This window comes from Actinomyces weissii (genome assembly GCF_016598775.1).
GTDB lineage: Bacteria > Actinomycetota > Actinomycetes > Actinomycetales > Actinomycetaceae > Actinomyces > Actinomyces weissii.
Map to the genome: position 1 here is coordinate 815,582 of NZ_CP066802.1, position 21,986 is coordinate 837,567.

Annotated in this window: 8 protein-coding genes and 3 rRNA genes; 9 read left to right on the forward strand and 2 right to left on the reverse strand. The window is 68.8% G+C overall.

The annotated features are described in order from the left end of the window. Window positions 1–134: 134 nt before the first annotated feature. On the reverse strand, window positions 135–3,824 hold the full coding sequence (locus JG540_RS03330; RefSeq protein ID WP_234042887.1) for an FHA domain-containing protein: 3,690 nt from the start codon (window positions 3,822–3,824) through the stop codon (window positions 135–137). A gap of 817 nt (window positions 3,825–4,641) precedes the next feature. On the opposite strand from JG540_RS03330, the gene ligA reads away from it, so the two are divergent. Continuing rightward, window positions 4,642–7,326 carry an NAD-dependent DNA ligase LigA gene (ligA, locus tag JG540_RS03335; protein ID WP_200277216.1) on the forward strand — a complete coding sequence of 895 codons (2,685 nt, stop codon included), beginning with the start codon at window positions 4,642–4,644 and terminating at the stop codon, window positions 7,324–7,326. 195 nt (window positions 7,327–7,521) lie between these two features. Here the strand turns inward: ligA and JG540_RS03340 are convergent, their stop codons facing one another. Next, window positions 7,522–9,150, reverse strand: coding sequence for a L,D-transpeptidase (locus tag JG540_RS03340; protein WP_234042888.1), 1,629 nt, complete (start codon window positions 9,148–9,150; stop codon window positions 7,522–7,524). A gap of 232 nt (window positions 9,151–9,382) precedes the next feature. Between JG540_RS03340 and gatC the strand changes: the two genes are divergently transcribed. The 8 genes from gatC (at window position 9,383) to JG540_RS03380 (ending at window position 21,930) form a co-directional block, all read left to right on the forward strand. Then, window positions 9,383–9,682 carry an Asp-tRNA(Asn)/Glu-tRNA(Gln) amidotransferase subunit GatC gene (gene gatC, locus JG540_RS03345; protein ID WP_200277219.1) on the forward strand — a complete coding sequence of 100 codons (300 nt, stop codon included), beginning with the start codon at window positions 9,383–9,385 and terminating at the stop codon, window positions 9,680–9,682. Then, window positions 9,682–11,196: an Asp-tRNA(Asn)/Glu-tRNA(Gln) amidotransferase subunit GatA gene (gene gatA / locus JG540_RS03350; RefSeq protein WP_200277221.1), complete on the forward strand. Its 1,515-nt coding sequence runs from the start codon at window positions 9,682–9,684 to the stop codon at window positions 11,194–11,196. Before gatC ends, gatA begins: the two co-directional genes overlap by 1 nt. 1 nt (window position 11,197) lies before the next feature. Then, entirely contained in the window at window positions 11,198–12,694 is a 1,497-nt protein-coding gene (gene gatB, locus JG540_RS03355) for an Asp-tRNA(Asn)/Glu-tRNA(Gln) amidotransferase subunit GatB (protein ID WP_200277223.1), read from the forward strand. Window positions 12,695–12,882: 188 nt separating this feature from the next. Next, window positions 12,883–14,271 carry an NAD-dependent malic enzyme gene (locus JG540_RS03360; protein ID WP_200277225.1) on the forward strand — a complete coding sequence of 463 codons (1,389 nt, stop codon included), beginning with the start codon at window positions 12,883–12,885 and terminating at the stop codon, window positions 14,269–14,271. 631 nt (window positions 14,272–14,902) lie between these two features. Next, window positions 14,903–16,438: ribosomal RNA gene (locus JG540_RS03365) — 16S ribosomal RNA — on the forward strand. A 420-nt stretch (window positions 16,439–16,858) separates the two neighbouring features. After that, window positions 16,859–20,009, forward strand: a 23S ribosomal RNA gene (locus JG540_RS03370). A gap of 121 nt (window positions 20,010–20,130) precedes the next feature. Further along, a 5S ribosomal RNA gene (rrf, locus tag JG540_RS03375) occupies window positions 20,131–20,247 on the forward strand. The 16S, 23S and 5S rRNA genes sit together here, the layout of an rRNA operon. A 411-nt stretch (window positions 20,248–20,658) precedes the next feature. After that, window positions 20,659–21,930 carry a threonine/serine exporter family protein gene (locus JG540_RS03380; protein WP_200278053.1) on the forward strand — a complete coding sequence of 424 codons (1,272 nt, stop codon included), beginning with the start codon at window positions 20,659–20,661 and terminating at the stop codon, window positions 21,928–21,930. Window positions 21,931–21,986: the final 56 nt, after the last annotated feature.

Genomic DNA, 21,986 nt, shown 5'->3' on the forward strand with positions numbered 1-21,986 from the left:
GGGATAATTGTTCGGTTGACTTGACCAAATTGTTATGTAGGCCTGTCGTCCCACCTCGGCCGCAGCTGCTGCTCCTGCCTCCTGTCCTTGCGTCGGTAGCAGCCGTGGCGGCACTGTTGCTGGAGACGGCGGCCTCAGTCCGGGACGCCGACCTGCACGGGCACAGCCGTTCCTCTGCGCACGAGCACGCCCCGGCCGGGCAGGGTGAGACGGCGGGGGTCCACCGCCCCACGTAGGTTCAGCCCCGCCAGCTGGGAGCTGGGTCCGATCCCCGGCCACAGCACCACCAGCTCTGCCCGCTCCCGCAGCAGGTGCACCGGACCCCGGTAGGTGGCCAGGGCCCGTTCGGTGGTGGCTGAGGCCAGCACCCGGGCACCCTGGTTGATGGCCTGCTCTGCCTGCAGGCTGAGCTCGCTGTCTGCCTGGTCGAGGTCGTCGAAGACCAGTGCCCGTCCCTCCAGAGCCTGGGCCAGGGCACGCAGGGTGGTGCTGCGCCCCGAGCCCGCCGGGCCCACCACCAGCACGCTGCCTTTGGTCGAGGCCACCACGGGGGCGGCGTAGTCCCCACCGACCGCCCAGCTGCCTTCAGGCAGCTCGCGCAGCCGCACCTGGGACGGCAGGGGCAGCAGCCGCAGGGGGCCCGGCGGGCGGGACAGCCCTGGTCTCTCCTGCTGCTGGCTCGTGGCCTCGGCGGCTGGCGCGGGCTGGGGGGCTTCCGAACGCTCTCGCCAGCCGGAGTGCCCCGGGCCGGGACCTTCTTCTCCTGCCTGCGGATGCTGGCTCGTGTCCTCGGCGGCTGGTGCGGGCTGCAAGGTGTCTGGCGTCTCCGGTCGACTGTGGTGCCCCGGACCGGGACCGTCCAGCCCTGTCTGCCTGGCCTGCGTCGTCGGGACTGCCTGCTCACCCTGCCCTGGCCGCTCACCTTGCCAGGCGGGGCGGGTCTCGGAGGGATTTGGCAGCAGCACCTGGCAGGCCAGCGGCTCCTCGTTGTCCAGCAGCACGCCCCGACCTGGCCCTTTCCCCGTCAGCACGCCTCGGGGCAGCCCGGCTGAGGCCGCCTGGAAGGGCTGGCTGGCCCCGAGCACGAGACTGAGCCCCAAGGACCCTGCCCAGCGGGTGGTCGCGGCGCTGAGCGGGGCAGCGAGCACCAGTGCCGTCCCGAAGGCCGGGGCCGCGCGCAGCAGGGCACCCAGGAGGCTGACCCCCTCCCCACCGCCCAGCTGCTCGTCCACGGCCGCCAGCACGTGGTCGACGTCGTCCACGGCCAGCAGCCCACCAGCCAGCGCCCCACCGGCTGCCAGCTGCAGCAGGCGGGTCAGACGGCGCGGGTCGTCCAGCCCGACCACTGTGCCCACGCTACTGCGCTCCCCGCAGACGTCCGTATGCTCCTGCACCCCCGGGAGCGTCCCTACCACGTGCACCGTCATACCGGCGCCCAGCGCGGCCAGGCACGCTGAGTCCAGGGCGGTGGACCGGCCCGAGCCCGCCGAGCCCAGCACCAGCAGCGGACGTTCCGGCTGCCAGCGCCACCAGCCCAGCCGCTGCTCCTCAGGCAGGTCGGTACGCGCCAGCAGCAGCCCCCGCCCGGCATCGGGCGGCTGCCCGACGGGGCGACACAGCCGGGCGGGCAGCGGCTCCGCCCAAGGCCGCCAAGGACTGGGCAGGCCCGCAGCCGCCTCTTGCACCGCCTGCACCAGGGCGCCCAGCTCGGCCTCGTCACCGCACCAAGGTACCCGGTGGGGCTGGCGGTCCCCGGCCAGGAGGAAGGTGCCGGGACGGCGGGGCAGCCGGAAGGCGCCGTCGTGGCCCAGCAGGTCGCGGGAGTCCTGCGGATCCAGCACCCGCAGGCAGATGCGCAGGCTCGTGTTGGCCCGGATGCTTGGGCTCAGGCCCTCGCCGGGACGCTGGGAGGCCAGTACCAGGTGTATGCCCAGGCTGCGTCCCTGGGCGGCCAGCCGCACCAGGGTGTCCAGCACCTCCGGGTGCTGCTTGGCCATGGTCGCGAACTCGTCGACGACAACCACCAGGCGGGCCGGTACCTCCGGCGCGGGCAGCCCGGCCAGGTCCTTGGCCCCGTGCTGGGCCAGCAGGCGCTCGCGGCGCCGGACCTCCGCCTCCATTGAGGCCAGGGCCCGGATGGTGCCCGCCCCGTCCAGGTCCGTGAGCACCCCGGCCGTGTGCGGCAGGTGGGCCAGGGGCCCGAAGGCGGCCCCGCCCTTGTAGTCCACCAGCACGAAGGACAGGGCACTTGGCGGCACTCTCAGGGCCAGCTGGGTGATCCAGGACAGCAGCAGCTCGGACTTGCCGGAGCCGGTGGTGCCCGCCACCAGGGCGTGGGGGCCGTCAGTCACCAGGTCCACCTCCGCGCCCGCCGTGGCGGAACCGCCCAGCTGGGCCCGCAGGCTGGGGCAGCCTGCCGGGTACAGCGCCCAGCGGCCGCGCACGCTAGCGCTGTCGGTGCCCTCCACGACGTCGTCCAGGTGCCGGGCGGGCAGGTCGCCGCCAGCATCAGCGCCGTCGTGGGCTGCCTGGGCGCGCAGGCTCTTGACGACCGCCGGCGGCAGGCCCGCCAGCTGGGCTACCGCGGGCCACCAGGCCGGACCGAGCCTAGGCGGGGCAGAGACCACCTCCACCACCCGTAGCGCGCTGGCAGGCAGCTCCGCCCCCGCGGCGGCCAGCAGCAGCGCCTCACAGCCCGGCCGGGGACCAGCCGCAGGCTCCGGGGACTGGGAACCGCTGTCCGGGCTGCTGGATGGCCCAGATGCTGCCCCAGCCGACACCCCGGTTGCTACCCCGGCCACCAGTCCGCGCTGCCGCCCCCAGCGCAGGCGCAGCCCCGAGGCCACAGCCTCCACCTGCACGTCCTGGGTGGCCAGCACCTGCCCGACCCACCAAGCCAGTGCCTCCCGACAAGCAGGACCGTGCAGCGCCACCCGGTCGCCGTCGGAGAGGAACAAGGGCTGCGCCCCAGCCGCGTCCAACCAGGCCGCCAGCTCCGGGGCCTGCGGGCCGTCCGCCCTGCTCCCGCCGGGCCAGCCAGCCCCTTGGGAGCGGGCTGCCACCAGCAGCAGCACCTGGCTGGGCTGGGGAACCAGACGCCGGGACCTGCGTGTGGCCCTGGCTCGGGAACCGGTAAAGCGCCCAACCGGGCGACGCCCCCAGCCCCCGGGGCCTGGTCCGCTACGCCTTGGGTCCCGCCCGCTGCCCACCCCCTGCCGGGGACCCCCACCGCGCAGGGAACCGCGTAGCGCAGGCAGCAGCCGAACCGCCATCAGGACCATGAAGGGCAGCCCGGTCAGCAGACCCAACCGAGCCCCCAGCCCCTGGGGACGCAGCACCATCAGCACCAGGGAGGTGCCTAGGGTGGCCGTCAGCACCAGGCCCAGCAGCAGCGTCCCCCAGGATCGCCCACTGGCCTCGTGGGGCGTGGCCAGGTCCAGGGTGGTGGGCCGCCTTCGCAGCTGCAAGGTGCTCGCCCCCAGCCGCAGGCACGTCCCTGCAGACAGCTGGCGCTCGCGGCGCAGGCGCCTGGTTCTGTGTGGGGTGCGGTGGACGGTGTGCGCCTGCCGGGCTCTGGCAAAGCGGACACCGTTAGCGGAACCGGGGTCACGGAAGCTCACCCGGCTGCTGCCGCAGCGCGCGGCCAAGTGGTTGCGTGAGACCAGCAGGTCGTTTGGCAAGTGCTGGCGTCCCAGCCGGCACCAGCCGCGACCCCGTAGCGGTACCACCCCGCCTGCGTCCGGCCCGTCCAGCACCGCCAGGTGCCAGGAGGCACGCAGGGTGTCGACCGCACCCTCGGCCAGGGCCGTGGCCTGTGGCTCCATCAGACGCCCCTTCCTGTGCCGGTACCTGTCACCGGCGCCTCTGCTTTCCGACAGCGGGGCGGCGCGGGCCGTTAAAGGGCTGAGCGTCGCCTCCGGGGCTAACTCTCCGCCGTGCTGAAGCAGGGACCGGGCTGCTTGGTGGATATGCGATCTCCTGTGAGGACAACTGGCGCCTGTGGAGTGCGGGACCTTGCCTGGGGCCGCGCGGGCACCATCCGCCCCAGCACTGCGCGGTAACCTCCGGGCTCGGTGCTGTGCTGTAGCTGCCCACCCCGGCGCTGGGCTGGAACCACCGGGCTCGGCGCTGCGCTGTAGCCGCCCACCCCGGCACCGCGCCGTAACCGCCCGCCCTGGCGCTGGGCTGGAACCACCGGGATCGGCGCTGCGCTATAGCCGCCCGCGCGGGCGCCATCCGCCCCGGCACCGCGCTGTAGCCGCCCGGCCTGGCAGGGCCTGGCCGTAGTCGGTCTGGAAGCCGCTCCCCATGGCGTGGTCCTACTCAGGAACGCCTAGGTGGCGGTCTTGTCCTTGGTGGCTGGGCCTCCTGCCGTCTGCGTGGGGGGGATTTTGTCACTGGTGGAGGATTAGAAATGTTTCCCGGGGTCGAGCCTGAGGGACTTTCGGCTTGATTCCGGGGTAGTTGAGCCGTCAGCAGTCGGTGTGGGGGCTTCTAGTCCTCCGCCAGTGACAGCTCTGGGTCGACCACGCTCACCGAGACCAGCCGGGAGAGCCGCAGCAGCGGCCCAGCTCAGCCGCGTGCCGTCGCAGGCCGTCAGCGGCTGGGGCTTGCCGCGGTCTGGTAGGCCACAATGGCGCCATGACCACCGCTCTGCCCGACCCAGAGGCCCCCCGCAAGGCCCCGGCCGCCGTCAGCAGTCCCACACGCTCTAGCGCCCCGGCCGCCGTGTCCCCTGAGGCCCCGGCGTCACCCGCAGCTCCGGCATCCCCCGAGGGTAAGGAGGCCCCGGCAGTCCCGGCGTCACCCGCAGCCCCGGCATCCCCCGAGGCCCCTACCACCTCCAGGGTCCCTACCACCCCCACAGCCCCTGCCACCTCCGCTGAGGGGGCTGAGCAGCCGACCACCCCAGAGCCCCCCGCGCAGGTACGGGCGCGCTGGTGGGAGCTCGCTACCCTGGTCTCCCAGGCTCGGCGCGCCTACTACGAGGACCTCGACTCCCAGAGCCCCTGGTCCGACGCCGAGTACGACGCCGCCTACCGGGAGCTGGAGGAGCTGGAGGCGGCCTACCCCACGCTGGCGGCCACCTCTTCACCCACCCGGGCGGTCGGTGGCAAGCGGGTGCAGGACTTCCAGGAGGCCCGTCACCACGAGCGCATGTACTCCCTGCAGGACGTCTTCAGCCTGGAGGAGGTTGACGAGTGGGCGGCCCGCGTCGCCCAGGACACCGGGGTCCCGGACGCTGAGCAGCCGCTGACGGCGGAGGTCAAGATCGACGGCCTCGCAGTGGCCCTGACCTACGAGAACGGCGTCCTCACCCGCGCCGCCACCCGCGGCAACGGCGACGTCGGGGAGGACGTCACAGCCAACGTGCGCACCATCTCCTCCGTACCCCATTCCCTGGCCGGGCAGGACCACCCGGCCCTGGTGGAGGTACGCGGCGAGGTCTACTTCCCCACCCAGGACTTCATGGCCTTCAACGAGGCCCGTCGGCAGGAGAACGCCGCCCGGGATGCTCGCAACGCCGCCCTGGAGGAGGCCACCGGCACCGGCAGGCGCGCCCGCAAGGAGCCGCTGCTGCAGGTCTTCGCCAACCCCCGCAACGCCGCCGCAGGCTCCCTGCGCCAGAAGGACCCCAAGGTGACCGCCTCCCGGCCCCTGGCCTTGATCGCCCATGGGGTGGGGGCCATCATCCCGGCCCCGGGGCAGGACCTCCCGCTGCCCCAGGCCCAGCACGGCTGGTACGCGCTGCTGGAGAGCTGGGGCCTGCCTGTCTCCCCGTACAACGCGGTGGTGCGCGGGCCGCAGGAGCGGCGGGACTTCATCGCCCGCTACGCCGAGCACCGCCACGACCTGGTACACGAGATCGACGGGATCGTGTTCAAGGTGGACTCCCGGGAGCAGCAGGCCGCCCTGGGCTTCACCTCCCGGGTGCCGCGCTGGGCCAGCGCCTACAAGTACCCGCCCGAGGAGGTCCACACCCGGCTGCTGGACATTGACGTGCAGGTGGGGCGTACCGGGCGCGTGACCCCCTTCGGCATCATGGAGCCGGTGCTGGTGGCGGGCTCCACGGTCTCGCGCGCCACCCTGCACAACGCCACCGAGGTGGCTCGCAAGGGCGTGCTCATCGGCGACCTGGTGGTGCTGCGCAAGGCCGGGGACGTGATCCCTGAGATCGTCGGCCCGGTGCTCCAGGCCCGGGACGGCTCCGAGCGCCGTTTCGAGATGCCCACCAGCTGCCCCTCCTGCGGCACCGCGCTGGCCCCGGCCAAGGAGGGCGACGTGGACCTGCGCTGCCCCAACACCCGTTCCTGCCCGGCCCAGCTCACTGAGCGGGTGGCCCATATCGGCTCCCGGGGCGCCCTGGACGTGGAGGGCCTGGGGGACGAGGCCGCGGCGGCCCTCACCCAACCCGACGCCGGGCGCGCCGACGCCGTCGCCGCCCTGGCCGCTGGCCACGCCCTGGAGACCGAGCGCGGTAGGCTGCGGCTCAAGGCCAAGGAGCTGGAGGCCCTGCACCCCTCCGAGCGGGTGGAGGCCGTGGAGGCCCTGCTGGCACGGCACGGGCTGGGACCGCAGGCCCCGGTGCTTACGGGGGAGGCCGCCTTGTTCGACCTGCGGGCGGAGGACCTGCGGGAGGTGCAGGTGTGGCGGCCCGTCTCCCGCCGGGGCCAGGACACCGGCGACTGGCGCCTGCTGCGCTTCTTCTGGACCAAGGCCAGCTATGCCCCGGACGGCACGGTCAAGAAGGCCTCGGCTCCCGGCAAGAACGCCACGGCCATGCTCGCCCAGCTGGAGGCGGCCCGTAGCCAGCCCCTGTGGCGGGTGCTGGTGGCCTTGTCGGTGCGCCATGTGGGGCCGACGGCGGCGCGCGCCCTGGCAGCCCGTTTCGGTTCCTTGGCGGCGCTGCGCTCAGCCGCGCCGGAGGAGCTGTCCCAGGTGGAGGGCGTGGGTCCGGCGATCGCCCGCTCCTGGGTGGACTGGCGGGAGGTGGACTGGCACCGGGAGATCCTGGAGCGCTGGGAGGCTGCGGGCGTGCGCAGCGCGGACGAGCAGTCCGCTGAGCCTGTGGCCCAGGTGCTGGCGGGGCTGACCGTGGTGGTGACCGGCACCTTGGCGGGCTTCACCCGGGACAGCGCCAAGGAGGCGATCGTCTCGCGGGGCGGCAAGGCCGCAGGCTCCGTGTCCAGGCGCACCAGCGTGGTGGTGGCGGGGGAGAGCGCGGGCTCTAAGGAGACCAAGGCCCGCGAGCTGGGGGTGCCGGTGCTGGACGAGGCTGGTTTCCTGCGCCTGCTGGAGGAGGGGGCGGCGGCCATTCCCTCCTGAGGGGCGTTACGGCACGGGGCCTTGACTACAGCCCGGACCGTTCTTGGCTGCTTCCCGGAAGGCCGGGCTGCCGCCCAGCCTGTCCTTTGGTGGGCAGGCCGGGGCGCTGCCCTCGCTCACCGGGTCAGCGTCCATCTGGCTAGCACGACGGAGCCCCCTCCGCAGGGGAGGGGGCTCCACGCCAGGAACCGGCGGTCACCAGTGGCTGACCACCACGGTGCCGATATCCGTCCAGTCGTAGTACCACTTGGCGGTGGACACGGGCATGTTCACGCAGCCGTGTGACCCGGAGTAGCCGAAGCTACTGCGCCAGGGGGCCCCGTGCAGGGCGTAGCTGCCGTGCCAGTAGGTCACCCAGGGCACGTCCGGGGTCTCGTAGGTGGTGCCGTCGGCGTTGAGGCCGCGCATCGTCTGCTTCTCGTACTTCAGGTACACGTTGTAGGTGCCGGCGACCGTGGGGGTCTCCGGGGCTCCGTCAACCATGGCCTCGGGCCCGCGTACCACCTTGGCTCCCTCATAGGCCATGACGGTCTTGGTGGAGAGGTTCACCTCCACCCACTTCTCACCCGGGGCGGCCTGGTAGGCCAGGTGCTCGGCACCGGGGTCCACGGTGCGGTCCTGCCAGGTGGCCTTCTCAGCGGTGACCTCGAAGGTGCCCGAGTAGGGCTGCTTGCTGCTGAGCGCCTGCACGATGGCCTGGCTGAGGGCCTCCGTGTTGGAGACGGTCTGGCCGTCCACGGCGTGTACCGAGATCGCCAGCACGGTGCCGGAGGGGCTGAGGTTCCGCTTGCCGTGGACGGGCTCGGTGTTGACCTCCTCGGCCTGCTCGTTGACCCAGCTGGTGACGGCGGCGCCGTCTACGTCTACGGAGAGCCTGCCGTCCTCCCCGGGCTGGACCTTGACCCAGGAGGCCTTGGTGGCGGTGTCGGCGGTGAAGGTGTCCTCGCCGTCAGCGGTGCTGAGCGTGACCTCGCTGGCGATGCGCGCGTTGGCCTCGTCCACTGCGGCCTGGGCGTCGGCGTCGGTGATCTCCGGGTCCTTCTGGGTGAAGGTCATGACGACCTCTGAGGAGGTGAGCGTGGTGGCCGCCTGCTGGGCGGCGGCGTTCAGCTCGGCTGGGTCCAGGGACATGCCCGTGGTACCAGGCTGCACCGTGAAGCCCTGTCCGTCCGCAGCCAGGGCCACGGAGGCGTTCTTGGCTACTACGGCGTCGGCGGGGATCAGGCTCTGGGCGTAGCTGGCGGCCTGGTCGGCGTCGTTGGTCGCGACGACGGCGATGGCCTGGCTCCCGAACAGCGCCTTGAAACGGTTGAGCACAGAGTGGTTCGGTGCCAGGGCGGCGTCGGCGGTGGCCTCGGCGTCAACCTGGGTGCCCAGGTCCGCCAGGGTGGCGTCACCGGAGACGTCACCGCTGACCTTGATCTTGACGGCCTCGGCCCGGGAGCCGACGAGCTCCACGATCTCCTGGCGGCTGAGCCCGGCCACGTCGCTGCCGGAGATGGAGGTGCCGGGCAGGGCGACGCCAGAGTAGTGGTGGGCGTAGGCCGCCCCGCCCACGCCTGCGGCCAGGAGCACGGCCGCGGCGGCACCAGCCAGCCACAGCAGGGTCCTCCTGCGTCGTCCGGCGGGGTCGTGCGCGTCGGCGGCCTCCCCGGGCTGGGCCACTGGGGCCAGGGTGGGGGGCAGGTCGGAGGTGGTGCCGCCCAAGGCCGCGTTGGTGCCGAAGACAGGGGCGTCCGGGAAGGGGCGGGGGGCGGGGGAGGATCCCAAGGCAGCGCTATCCGGGCTGGTGCTCAGCTGCTTCGCGTTGCTGTTCTTCGGCACGGTTCCATCCTGTCCGTGAGGCGTGGGTGCACGGATACCGGGCGAGAACTTGGCAGGCTCGGTTCCCTCACTAGGACAATGACAGTGGGGGCTGGCGTTTCTGTCAATCGTTCCTACTGCCCATGCCCTGTGATATCTCGCATGACGGTTTCCAGGAATACGGCTTGCGTGCTACCTGGTCTCAGCCTGGGGCGAGAGCGCAGGGGCTTTGCATCTGGATAGACTGCGGCCCATGTCTGCAATCTCCAAGGACGAGGTCGCCCGCGTCGCGGCGCTCGCACGTGTGTCGCTGAGCGAGGAGGAGGTGGCGCGCCTGGCCGGAGAGCTCGACGACGTCGCCTCATCCTTCGCCCGGGTCACCAGTGTGGTGACGCCCGAGCTGCCTGCCACCTCCCACCCGGTCCCCTTGAACAACGTCCTGCGCGAGGACGTGCCCGGCCCCACCCTGGACGTGGAGGAGCTGCTGGCCGGCGCCCCCGCCGCGGAGGACTCGATGTTCCTGGTGCCCCAGATCCTGGGGGAGGAGGCCTGATGTCTGTATCTGTCAAGTCCACGGCGGCGGAGCAGGCGGCGGCGCTGGCTGCCGGGGAGGTCTCCTCCCGCGAGCTGACCCAGGCCCACCTGGACCGCATCAGTGCGGTTGACGACGCAGTGGGCGCCTTCCTGGACGTGGACGCCGCCAAGGCCCTGGCCGCCGCGGACGCTGCGGACGCCGCCCGCCGCGAGGGCCGGGCCACCAGCGAGCTGACCGGCGTGCCGGTGGCCGTCAAGGACCTGTTCGTCACCCGCGGCCAGGTAACCACCGCCGCCTCCCGGATCCTGGAGGGCTGGGTGCCGCCCTACGACGCCACCGCGGTGGCCAACCTGCGGGCAGCCCACCTGCCGGTGCTGGGCAAGACGAACCTGGACGAGTTCGCCATGGGTGGCTCCACCGAGCACTCTGCCTTCAAGCGCACCGCCAACCCCTGGGACCTGGGGCGTATCCCGGGCGGCTCCTCGGGCGGGTCGGCGGCGGCCGTCGGCGCCTTCGAGGCGCCGCTGGCCCTGGGCACGGACACGGGCGGCTCGATCCGCCAGCCGGCTGCGGTCACGGGCACGGTGGGGGTCAAGCCCACCTACGGCACGGTCTCCCGCTACGGGGTGATCGCCATGGCCTCCTCCCTGGACACCCCCGGCCCTATGGCCCGCACGGTGCTGGACACGGCGCTGCTGCACGACGTGGTGGCCTCCCACGACCCGCTGGACTCCACCAGCCTGGCTGACGCCCCCCGGGGCATGGCTGCGGTGGTGCGGGCGGCCCAGGAGGGCCGGGACCTCACGGGCCTGCGCGTGGGCGTCATCCAGGAGCTGGACGGCGGTGAGGGCTACCACGCCGGCGTCGTCGCCTCCTTCCACTCAGCCCTGGAGCTGCTGGAGGCGGCGGGGGCCCGGCTGGAGACCGTCTCCCTGCCGCACCTGGAGTACGCGCTGGACGCCTACTACCTGATCATGCCGGCGGAGGCCTCCTCCAACCTGGCCCGCTACGACGGCATGCGCTACGGCCTGCGGGTGGAGCCCGCCAGCGGGCCGGTGACCGCGGAGACGGTTATGGCCGCCACCCGGGGCGCGGGCTTCGGGGACGAGGTCAAGCGCCGCGTCATCCTGGGCACGCACGTGCTCTCGGCGGGCTACTACGACGCCTACTACGGCAGCGCCCAGAAGGTGCGCACCCTGGTGCAGCGTGACTTTGACGCCGCCTGGCAGGGGCATGACGTGCTGGTCTCACCGACCGCCCCGGTCACGGCCTACCGGTTCGGGGAGAAGGACGACCCGCTGGCTATGTACAAGCTGGACGTGACCACGATCCCCGCGAACCTGGCCGGGGTGCCGGGCATGAGCCTGCCCTCTGGACTGAGCGACGACGGCCTGCCGGTGGGCTTCCAGGTGCTGGCGCCCCAGCGCGCCGACGACCGTCTCTACCGTGTGGGCGCGGTGCTTGAGGCCGCGTTGGAGGAGCGCTGGGGCGGGCGCCTGCTCGCCCAGGCCCCTGAGCTGGAGGTGAAGTGAGATGGCTGACGAGCTGATGGACTTCGAGGAGGCCGTGCGCCGCTACGACCCCGTCATCGGGCTGGAGGTGCACGTCGAGCTGGGCACCGCCACCAAGATGTTCGACGCCGCCCCCAACGTCTTCGGGGCGCAGCCGAACACCATGGTCACGCCCACCTCGGTGGGGCTGCCGGGGGCGCTGCCGGTGGTCAACGCCAAGGGGGTGGAGTACGCCGTCCGCATCGGCCTGGCCCTGGGCTGCGAGATCGCCGAGTCCTGCCGCTTTGCGCGCAAGAACTACTTCTACCCGGACCTGTCCAAGGACTTCCAGACCTCCCAGTCCGACGAGCCGATCGCCTTCGACGGCGCCCTGGAGGTGGAGCTGGGCGACGGCACCCTGTTCACGGTGCCGATCGAGCGCGCCCACATGGAGGAGGACGCGGGCAAGAACACCCACGTGGGTGGGGCTGACGGCCGTATCGAGGGGGCCTCGCACTCCCTGGTGGACTACAACCGGGCCGGGGTGCCCCTGGTGGAGATCGTCTCCAGGCCGGTGGTGGGGGCGGGGGCCCGGGCCCCGGAGGTGGCGGCCACCTACGTGCGCACCCTGCGTGACATCTTCCGGGCCCTGGGGGTCTCGGAGGCCCGTATGGAGCGCGGCAACGTGCGCGCGGACGTGAACGTGTCCTTGCGCGAGTCCCCGGAGGCGCCTTTCGGTACCCGCACGGAGACCAAGAACGTCAACACCTTCAAGGGGATCGAGGCCGTGGTGCGCTACGAGGTCTGCCGCCAGGCGGCGATCCTGGCCAGCGGGGGGCAGGTGCTCCAGGAGACCCGCCACGGGCAGGCGGACGGCACCACCCGGCCGGGCCGGGTCAAGTCGGACGCGGACGACTACCGCTACTTCCCGGAGCCGGACCTGGTGCCGGTGGCGCCCAGCCGGGAGTGGGTGGAGGAGATTCGCGCCTCCCTGCCCGAGCTGCCGGCCGCCAAGCGCCGTCGCCTGAAGGCGGAGTGGGGCCTGGCCGACGACGAGATGCGTGACGTGGTCAACGCCGGGGCCCTGGACCTGATCGAGGCGACCGTGGCGGCGGGCACTACCGGGCAGGCCGCCCGCAAGTGGTGGATGGGTGAGCTGGCCCGGCACGCCAAGGACCAGGAGGTGTCCCTGGAGGAGCTGGCGGTCACTCCCGCACAGGTGGCGCAGCTGCAGGGCCTGGTGGACAGCGGCAGGCTGACCGACAAGCTGGCCCGCCAGGTCCTGGAGGGGGTGCTGGCTGGTGAGGGCGACCCGGCTGCCGTGGTGGAGGCCCGCGGGCTGGAGGTGGTCTCGGACGACTCGGCCCTGCTGGCGGCGGTGGACGAGGCGCTGGCCGCCAACCCGGACGTGGCTGAGAAGATCCGCGGCGGCAAGGTGCAGGCGGCCGGGGCCATTGTCGGTGCCGTGATGAAGGCCACCAAGGGCCAGGCGGACGCCAAGCGGGTGCGGGAGCTGGTCATGGGGCGCGTGGGGGCCTGAAGCTCAGGCCTGGCCGCGAAAAAGCCTAGGCCTGGCCCCGAGAACTGGGCCGCCGGTGGGGTGGGGGTTGTCTGAGACCTCCACCCCACCGGCGTTTCTCAGTGGAAGAGCGCACCGGCCCGGGCTGAGGGTGGGCCAGTAGGCTGGCGCTGTTCAAACAGCTCAGATACCAGATAACAGGAGTCCTCATGGCTCAGCCCAGCCCTAGCTACACCGTCGCCCTGCACCTGGAGGTGCCCGCCAGCCAGAGCGCGGTGGCCGCCCTGGTAGAGACGGCGGCCTCGACCGGCGCGATCGTCACCGGCGTCGACGTGGCGGACACCGACGGCGACAGCCTGGTCGTCGACCTTACGGCGGACACCCGCGACTCGGTGCACCGCGGCGAGCTGGTGACGGCGATCAAGCAGCTGCCCGGCGTGGTGGTGCGCAACGTCGGCGACTCGACCTTCCTGGCGCACGTGGGCGGCAAGCTGGAGATCGCCGCGCGCACCCCGATCCGTAACCGCCGTGACCTGGCCCGTGTGTACACCCCCGGCGTGGCACGGGTGTGCAAGGCGATCTACGACCACCCGGAGCGGGCGCGGATGCTCACCATCAAGAAGAACACTGTGGCGGTGGTCACGGACGGGACCGCGGTGCTGGGGCTGGGGGACATCGGCCCGGCGGCCGCCATGCCGGTGATGGAGGGCAAGGCGGTGCTGTTCAAGCAGTTCGGTGACGTGGACGCCTGGCCGGTGGCCCTGGACACCAAGGACCCGGAGGAGATCATCGCGATCGTCAAGGCGATCGCCCCGGCCTACGGCGGCATCAACCTGGAGGACATCGCCGCACCCAAGTGCTTTGACATCGAGGCCCGCCTGCGCGAGGAGCTGGACATCCCGGTCTTCCACGACGACCAGCACGGTACGGCGGTGGTGACCCTGGCCGCGCTGATCAACGCCTTGAAGGTGGTGGGCAAGCGGATCGAGGACGTGCGGATCGTCCTGTCCGGCGTGGGGGCCGCGGGTACGGCTATCGCCAAGCTGCTGATGGCCCACGGGGCCAAGGACATCGTGGGCTACGGCCGCAGCGGGGCGCTCAGCGCGGACGACACCGCTGGCATGAACGAGCACCGCCGGTGGCTGGCGGAGAACACCAACCCGCGGCGCGTGAGCGGCACGCTCAAGGAGGGCCTGGTGGGGGCTGACGTCCTGATCGGCGTGTCCTCAGGGAACCTGCTGGCGCCGGAGGACCTGAAGGTGATGAACGAGGGCGCGATCGTCTTCGCGATGGCCAACCCGACGCCGGAGGTTGACCCGATCGGGGCAGCGGAGGTCGCCGCCGTGGTGGCCACGGGCCGCTCTGACTTCCCCAACCAGATCAACAACGTGCTGGTGTTCCCGGGCCTGTTCCGCGGCCTGCTGGACACGGGGATCGTGGACATCTCCACCGAGCTGCTGCGGGCGGCGGCCACGGGGATCGCGGAGGTCATCAAGGAGGAGGAGCTGAGCCCGGTGTACATCATCCCCAACGCCTTTGACACCCGGGTGGCCGACGCCGTGGCGGGGTCGGTGCGCCGCTTGGACCAGAAGGGCTGAGGTCCAGGCGACGCCGTCGCGCGGTTGCGTGAGGTGCCTGTGGGAGTCTTTCGGGGCTGCCGCAGGCACCTTTCGTGCTACCTGGGCCGGGGCGGGCGGGCTGGTGCGGGGGCTGCGGCGGCCCGGCACGGTTTTGGGGCAGCAAGTGTGTCCTGGATCATGGCTCATCAGTTTGACGGCGTGGGGGAGGGGCTGCTTAAAGTACTCCCCGTTGCGAACGCAATGCCTGCAAAGGCAAAGCATTCCAGCCTCGATCGCCACAGCGAGAGCCGCGGATCACAAAACATTGTTTTGACTCCGGATGCTCAAGCGGGTAAGGTTGATCGGGTCGCCTGCGAGGCGGGACTCTTCCTGAAGGAAAGGTCAGGATCCGCTGGGTGTGTTGTTTGAGAACTCGATAGTGTGTCATGTTTTTTATGCCATAGTGGGATGGCTGGTTCTTGGGATCTTTTGTGGTTCTGGGGGTTGGTTGTCTTGTTTTGTTTTGGTTTTGCTTGCCCCTTTCTTTTGTTGGGGGTGGGTTGGGCCTGGAGTTTTTTCTCTGTTTGGTTGTCTTGGCTTGTTTGCTGGTTGGTGGTTCTGGGCTCTGTGTGGGTCTGGGGGTGTTGGCTGGTTTATGGGTTGGATGATTTTTTTGGAGAGTTTGATCCTGGCTCAGGACGAACGCTGGCGGCGTGCTTAACACATGCAAGTCGAACGGTGATGCCTGGCTTTTGCTGGGTGGATGAGTGGCGAACGGGTGAGTAACACGTGAGTAACCTGCCCCCTTCTTCTGGATAACCGCCTGAAAGGGTGGCTAATACGGGATATTCTGGCCTGCTCGCATGGGTGGGTCTGGAAAGGTTTGTTTCTGGTGGGGGATGGGCTCGCGGCCTATCAGCTTGTTGGTGGGGTGATGGCCTACCAAGGCTTTGACGGGTAGCCGGCCTGAGAGGGTGGACGGCCACACTGGGACTGAGACACGGCCCAGACTCCTACGGGAGGCAGCAGTGGGGAATATTGCACAATGGGCGCAAGCCTGATGCAGCGACGCCGCGTGAGGGATGTAGGCCTTCGGGTTGTGAACCTCTTTCGCCAGTGAAGCAGGCCGCCTCCTTGGGGGGTGGTTGACGGTAGCTGGATAAGAAGCGCCGGCTAACTACGTGCCAGCAGCCGCGGTAATACGTAGGGCGCGAGCGTTGTCCGGAATTATTGGGCGTAAAGAGCTCGTAGGCGGCTGGTCGCGTCTGTCGTGAAATCCTCTGGCTTAACCGGGGGCTTGCGGTGGGTACGGGCCGGCTTGAGTGCGGTAGGGGAGACTGGAATTCCTGGTGTAGCGGTGGAATGCGCAGATATCAGGAGGAACACCGGTGGCGAAGGCGGGTCTCTGGGCCGTTACTGACGCTGAGGAGCGAAAGCGTGGGGAGCGAACAGGATTAGATACCCTGGTAGTCCACGCCGTAAACGTTGGGCACTAGGTGTGGGGGCTCTTTCCGGGGTCTCCGCGCCGTAGCTAACGCATTAAGTGCCCCGCCTGGGGAGTACGGCCGCAAGGCTAAAACTCAAAGGAATTGACGGGGGCCCGCACAAGCGGCGGAGCATGCGGATTAATTCGATGCAACGCGAAGAACCTTACCAAGGCTTGACATGGGGGTGGCGGGGCCGGAGACGGTCCTTCCCTTCGGGGCGCCCTCACAGGTGGTGCATGGTTGTCGTCAGCTCGTGTCGTGAGATGTTGGGTTAAGTCCCGCAACGAGCGCAACCCTTGTCCCGTGTTGCCAGCACGTAGTGGTGGGGACTCGCGGGAGACTGCCGGGGTCAACTCGGAGGAAGGTGGGGATGACGTCAAATCATCATGCCCCTTATGTCTTGGGCTTCACGCATGCTACAATGGCCGGTACAGAGGGCTGCGATACCGTGAGGTGGAGCGAATCCCTTAAAGCCGGTCTCAGTTCGGATCGGTGTCTGCAACTCGACACCGTGAAGTTGGAGTCGCTAGTAATCGCAGATCAGCAACGCTGCGGTGAATACGTTCTCGGGCCTTGTACACACCGCCCGTCACGTCATGAAAGCTGGCAACACCCGAAGCCCGTGGCCTTACGGGGAGCGGTCGAAGGTGGGGCTGGTGATTGGGACGAAGTCGTAACAAGGTAGCCGTACCGGAAGGTGCGGCTGGATCACCTCCTTTCTAAGGAGCAACATGTTGTTGTGCGCCCGCCCGCCGGGTGCCTGATGTACCGTCCCCGTCCTGGGGGCGGGGGGCCCGGCTACAGGGTTTGGGTGCGTCCTTACTCGGGACGCTGTGGCATAGGAAGCCGTCTCCTGCGCGTTGTCGTGCGGGGGCGGCCTTCGTGGCTCCGGTGCCGTGCGCGCGGCCTGCTCGTCCTTGTGGTGGGTGGGGCTGGGTGCGTGGGCCTGGGGTTGTGGGGGGCGTGGCACGCTGTCGGGGCCTGGGGCAGCTCGCCTCGGTGCCTGGCCCTTGGGCCTGTCCTCCTGGTGGGGGGTGGGTCTGGGGGTGTGGGTGGGTTGGTTGTGAACTGTATAGTGGACGCGAGCATCTTTGTTCTTTGTGGACTGCTAGCACTGTTGGTGCTGGTGGTCTTGTGTTTTGTTTGTTTTTATGAGCGTTCGGTGGATGCCTTGGCATCAGGGGCCGATGAAGGACGTGGTGGCCTGCGATAAGCCTCGGGGAGCCGGCTGACGGGCTGTGATCCGAGGGTGTCCGAATGGGGGGACCCGGCACGAGTCATGTCGTGTCACCCGTACCTGAATTCATAGGGTGCGGGGGGTGACGCGGGGAAGTGAAACATCTCAGTACCCGCAGGAGAAGATATTCCGTTAGTAGTGGCGAGCGAACGCGGATGATGGTTAAACCACGGTCGTGTGATACCCGGCAGGGGTTGCGGTCGTGGGGTTGTGGGGCGTGTTCTTCTGCCATCTGCCGGTGGTGGGCGCGGTGACAAACCTGGCTGGTAGCCGAACCCTCTGGGAAGGGGGGCCGTAGAGGGTGAGAGCCCCGTAGGCTAAACTGGCCGGGCCGTGCGGGCACGACCCCGAGTAGCACGGGGCCCGTGGAATCCTGTGTGAATCTGCCAAGACCACTTGGCTGCCTGAATACTTCCTGATGACCGATAGCGGATCAGTACCGTGAGGGAATGGTGAAAAGTACCCCGGGAGGGTGATGAAACAGTACCTGAAACCGGGCGCTTACAAGCCGTCAGAGCCTTGAGGGGTGATGGCGTGCCTTTTGAAGAATGAGCCTGCGAGTCAGTGCCGTGTCGCGAGGTTAACCTGGTAGGGGGAGCCGTAGCGAAAGCGAGTCCGAAAGGGCGCCTATGAGTGGCACGGTCTGGACCCGAAGCGGGGTGATCTACCCATGGCCAGGTTGAAGCACGTGTAAGAGCGTGTGGAGGACCGAACCCACTTCAGTTGAAAATGGAGGGGATGAGCTGTGGGTAGGGGTGAAAGGCCAATCAAACTCCGTGATAGCTGGTTCTCCCCGAAATGCATTTAGGTGCAGCGTCCCGTGCTGCCCGGCGGAGGTAGAGCTACTGGGTGGCTGATGGGCCCCACAGGGTTACTGACGTCAGCCAAACTCCGAATGCCGTCGGGTGCAGCGGGGCAGTGAGACCGCGGGGGATAAGCTCCGTGGTCGAGAGGGAAACAGCCCAGATCGCCGGCTAAGGCCCCTAAGCGTGTGCTAAGTGGGAAAGGATGTGCGGTCGCGCAGACAACCAGGAGGTTGGCTTAGAAGCAGCCACCCTTGAAAGAGTGCGTAATAGCTCACTGGTCAAGTGATCGTGCGCCGACAATGTAGCGGGGCTCAAGCACACCGCCGAAGCCGCGGGCCTGCCACGTGTTCCTTCCGGGGGGCTTGACCCCCCTTGGCAGGGGTGGCAGGTGGTAGGGGAGCGTCCCGCACCGGCAGAAGCCTCGGGGTGACCCAGGGGTGGACGGTGCGGGAGTGAGAATGCAGGCATGAGTAGCGATACCAGGGTGAGAAACCCTGGCGCCGAATGACCAAGGGTTCCAGGGCCAGGCTAGTCCGCCCTGGGTGAGTCGGGACCTAAGGCGAGGCCGACAGGCGTAGTCGATGGACAACGGGTCGATATTCCCGTACCGGCGAAGCACCGCCCATGCTGACGCGCGGGTGCTGACCCACGCCCTGTAGCACAATCAGCCCGGCAGCCTGCTTCGGTAGGCTCTGGACTGGTGCCACGGGGTCTGGGGACCCTCCGCGCAGGTAGGCAAGCGTATTAACAGGGGTGACGCACAGTGGTAGCCTCGCGGGCCTAATGGCTTGGCCCGTCTAAGCGCGCAGCCTGGTACCCAGGCAAATCCGGGTACCTGCCCTCAACGGCACAGGCCAGGCGTGATGGGGAACCCACCCAAGGGGTGGGGGAAGCAAGGTGATCCTGTGGTGCCAAGAAAAGCCTCGACGCGATGGTGCCAGCCGCCCGTACCCTAAACCGACACAGGTGGTCGGGCAGAGTATGCCTAGGCGCACGAGATAATCATGGTGAAGGAACTCGGCAAAATGCCCCCGTAACCTAGGGAGAAGGGGGGCCCAGGCCCTGAAGCCCCACGCGGGCTAGGGGTGAGGGCCGCAGAGACCAGGGAGAAGCGACTGTTTACTAAAAACACAGGTCCGTGCGAAGCCGCAACGCGATGTATACGGACTGACGCCTGCCCGGTGCTGGAAGGTTAAGAGGAACCGTCAACCCCCTACCGGGGTGAAGCGGTGAATTCAAGCCCCAGTAAACGGCGGTGGTAACTATAACCATCCTAAGGTAGCGAAATTCCTTGTCGGGTAAGTTCCGACCTGCACGAATGGCGTAACGACTTCTCTACTGTCTCCACCATGAGCTCGGCGAAATTGCACTACGAGTAAAGATGCTCGTTACGCGCAGAAGGACGGAAAGACCCCGGGACCTTTACTACAGCTTGGTATTGGCGCCCGCCCTGGCTTGTGCAGGATAGGTGGGAGACCGTGAAACCGCCACGCCAGTGGTGGTGGAGTCGTCGTTGAAATACCACTCTGGCCATGGCGTGCGCCTGAACCTCGGCCCGTGACCCGGGCCAGGGACAGTGCCTGGTGGGTAGTTTAACTGGGGCGGTTGCCTCCTAAAAAGTAACGGAGGCGCTCAAAGGTCCCCTCAGCCTGGTCGGCAACCAGGTGTCGAGTGCAAGTGCACAAGGGGGCTTGACTGCGAGACCGACAGGTCAAGCAGGTGCGAAAGCAGGAACTAGTGATCCGGCGATCCCGAGTGGGTGGGTCGTCGCTCAACGGATAAAAGGTACCCCGGGGATAACAGGCTGATCCTGCCCAAGAGTCCATATCGACGGCATGGTTTGGCACCTCGATGTCGGCTCGTCGCATCCTGGGGCTGGAGCAGGTCCCAAGGGTTGGGCTGTTCGCCCATTAAAGCGGTACGCGAGCTGGGTTTAGAACGTCGTGAGACAGTTCGGTCCCTATCCTCTGCGCGCGCAGGATACTTGAGAAGACCTGTCCCTAGTACGAGAGGACCGGGACGGACGAACCTCTAGTGTGCCAGTTGTCCCGCCCGGGGCACGGCTGGTTAGCCACGTTCGGAAAGGGTAACCGCTGAAAGCATCTAAGCGGGAAACCACCTTCAAGACAAGGTATCCACACCCACACGGGTGGAAGGCCCCCAGCAGACCACTGGGTAGATAGGCCGGAGGTGCAAGACCCGCAAGGGCCGCAGCCGACCGGTACTAATAGGCCAACACAAACAACACACAACCCCCAACAACACACCAAGGGGGGCAGGAACACCAACGCAAGCGTCCACTATACGGCCCACAACCAACCAACCCACAAGCACCAACCACGAGCACCACAAACACCCCACACAACGTCTCGGTGGTCACAGCGGGAAGGCAACGCCCGGCCCCATTCCGAACCCGGAAGCTAAGACTCCCAGCGCCAATGGTACTGCACCCGCCAGGGTGTGGGAGAGTAGGACACCGCCGAGCACAAACCACACCGCAGGCCCCCAACCAACAGGCTGGGGGCCTACGGCCACCCCCAGACACTTATCACCCACCCCACCCGACACCCACGCAACACCAACACCTACCCCCACCACCCCCACACACCCCCACCACCCCCGCCTCCACTTGTGCACTTCGGCGCGAGTGGTGCGGTTCTCCGGCACCACTCACGCCAAAACGCACAACTCAAGGCAAGGCAGGCACACCCCACCACACCACATCAGCACAACCCCAAGCCACCAAGCCCCCAAGCCCACAAGTCTTTCCCACCACACACAGACCAAAGGCCTTGCCGATAATGGGGGAGCAGGGACAAACATATATGCCGTGTCTGATAACCCCGCCCCATACGATCCCAGTAGACCTGAGCCCTCCCTGGACGCCGACCGGCTGATGAAGCAGTCGGGAGTCGTGATCCGCCTGGGCCGCATGATGCTCGCCGCCGGTGCTGGCTCCTACCGCGTCAAGTCCTCTATGGCGCGTGCCGCAGCCGCAGTCGGCCTGGACCGTCACGAGGCCACCGTGACCATGACCGAGCTGGTGACCTCCTCCTACGTCGGCGAGCGCTTCCGCACCGAGACCGCTGAGCAGCGGCGCGTCGGTGTCAACGTGGCCAGGCTGGAGGCCCTGCGCCGTATCGTCCACGACCTGCAGCCCCACACCACGGTTGAGGAGCTCGACGCCCGCCTGGACAAGGTCAACCAGATGCACGGACTGTACGGAAACGTCGCCAACGCCCTGGCCTCCGGCGTCGCCTGCGCCGGATTCTGCTTCCTCAACGCAGGCGGTTGGGTGGAGTGCCTGCTCGTGCTGCTAGCCGCCACCGTGGGGCAGGCCTTGCGCAGGCAGATGCTGGAGCGCCAGTACCAGCACTTCTTCACCTGGCTGGTCTGCGGCGTCGTCGCCTCTGGCCTGTACATGGGCGCCGACGCCCTGCTGGTGGCCGGTGGGCTGATTACCAACAGCCACCAGGGCGGCCTGATCTCCGCGATCCTGTTCCTCATCCCTGGCTTCCCCATGGTCACCGCCATGCTGGACCTGGCCCGCCAGGACTTCTCCTCCGCGATCTCGCGCGGCTCCTACGTGGCCCTGGTGATGGCCTCCGCGGGCGTGGCGGTGTGGGCGGTGACCTATCCCTTCGGCTGGGACGTCACCACCGTGACCTCCCCCCACCCCCACGGCCTGCTGCTCTACGCACTGCGCTGCTTCTGCTCCTTCATCGCCGCCTACGGCTTCGCCATGCTGTTCAACGCCCCCGCCCGCGCCTGCCTGCTGGCCGCGATCGTAGGGGCCGTGGCGAACACTGGCAGGCTGTTCCTGATCGACGTCGTCGGGGTGCCCTGGCAGCTGGCGGTGGGCCTGGCCGCCGTGGTGATTGGCTTGCTGGCTCAGGCATTCGTCTCCCGCGCCAGCCAGTCCCGCGTGGCCCTTTCCGTGCCCGCCGTGGTCATCATGATCCCCGGCGTGCCCTTCTACCGGGCCATCACCTCCCTCAACGACCGCGCCAAGGACCCCACGGTGGCCGTGAACGAGGCCATGGGCAACCTCTGGCAGGTGTTCTTCGTGATCGCCGCCATCGGGGTGGGGCTGGCGCTGGCCCGCATCATCACCGACCACGGCTGGCGCCACGACGTCGCCACCGCCGACCTGGTCAGCAAGTTCTGACCAGCTGGGGCCCCAGCCGGTTGCGGCTACAGGGGCCCCTGGGGGCGGTTACTGGC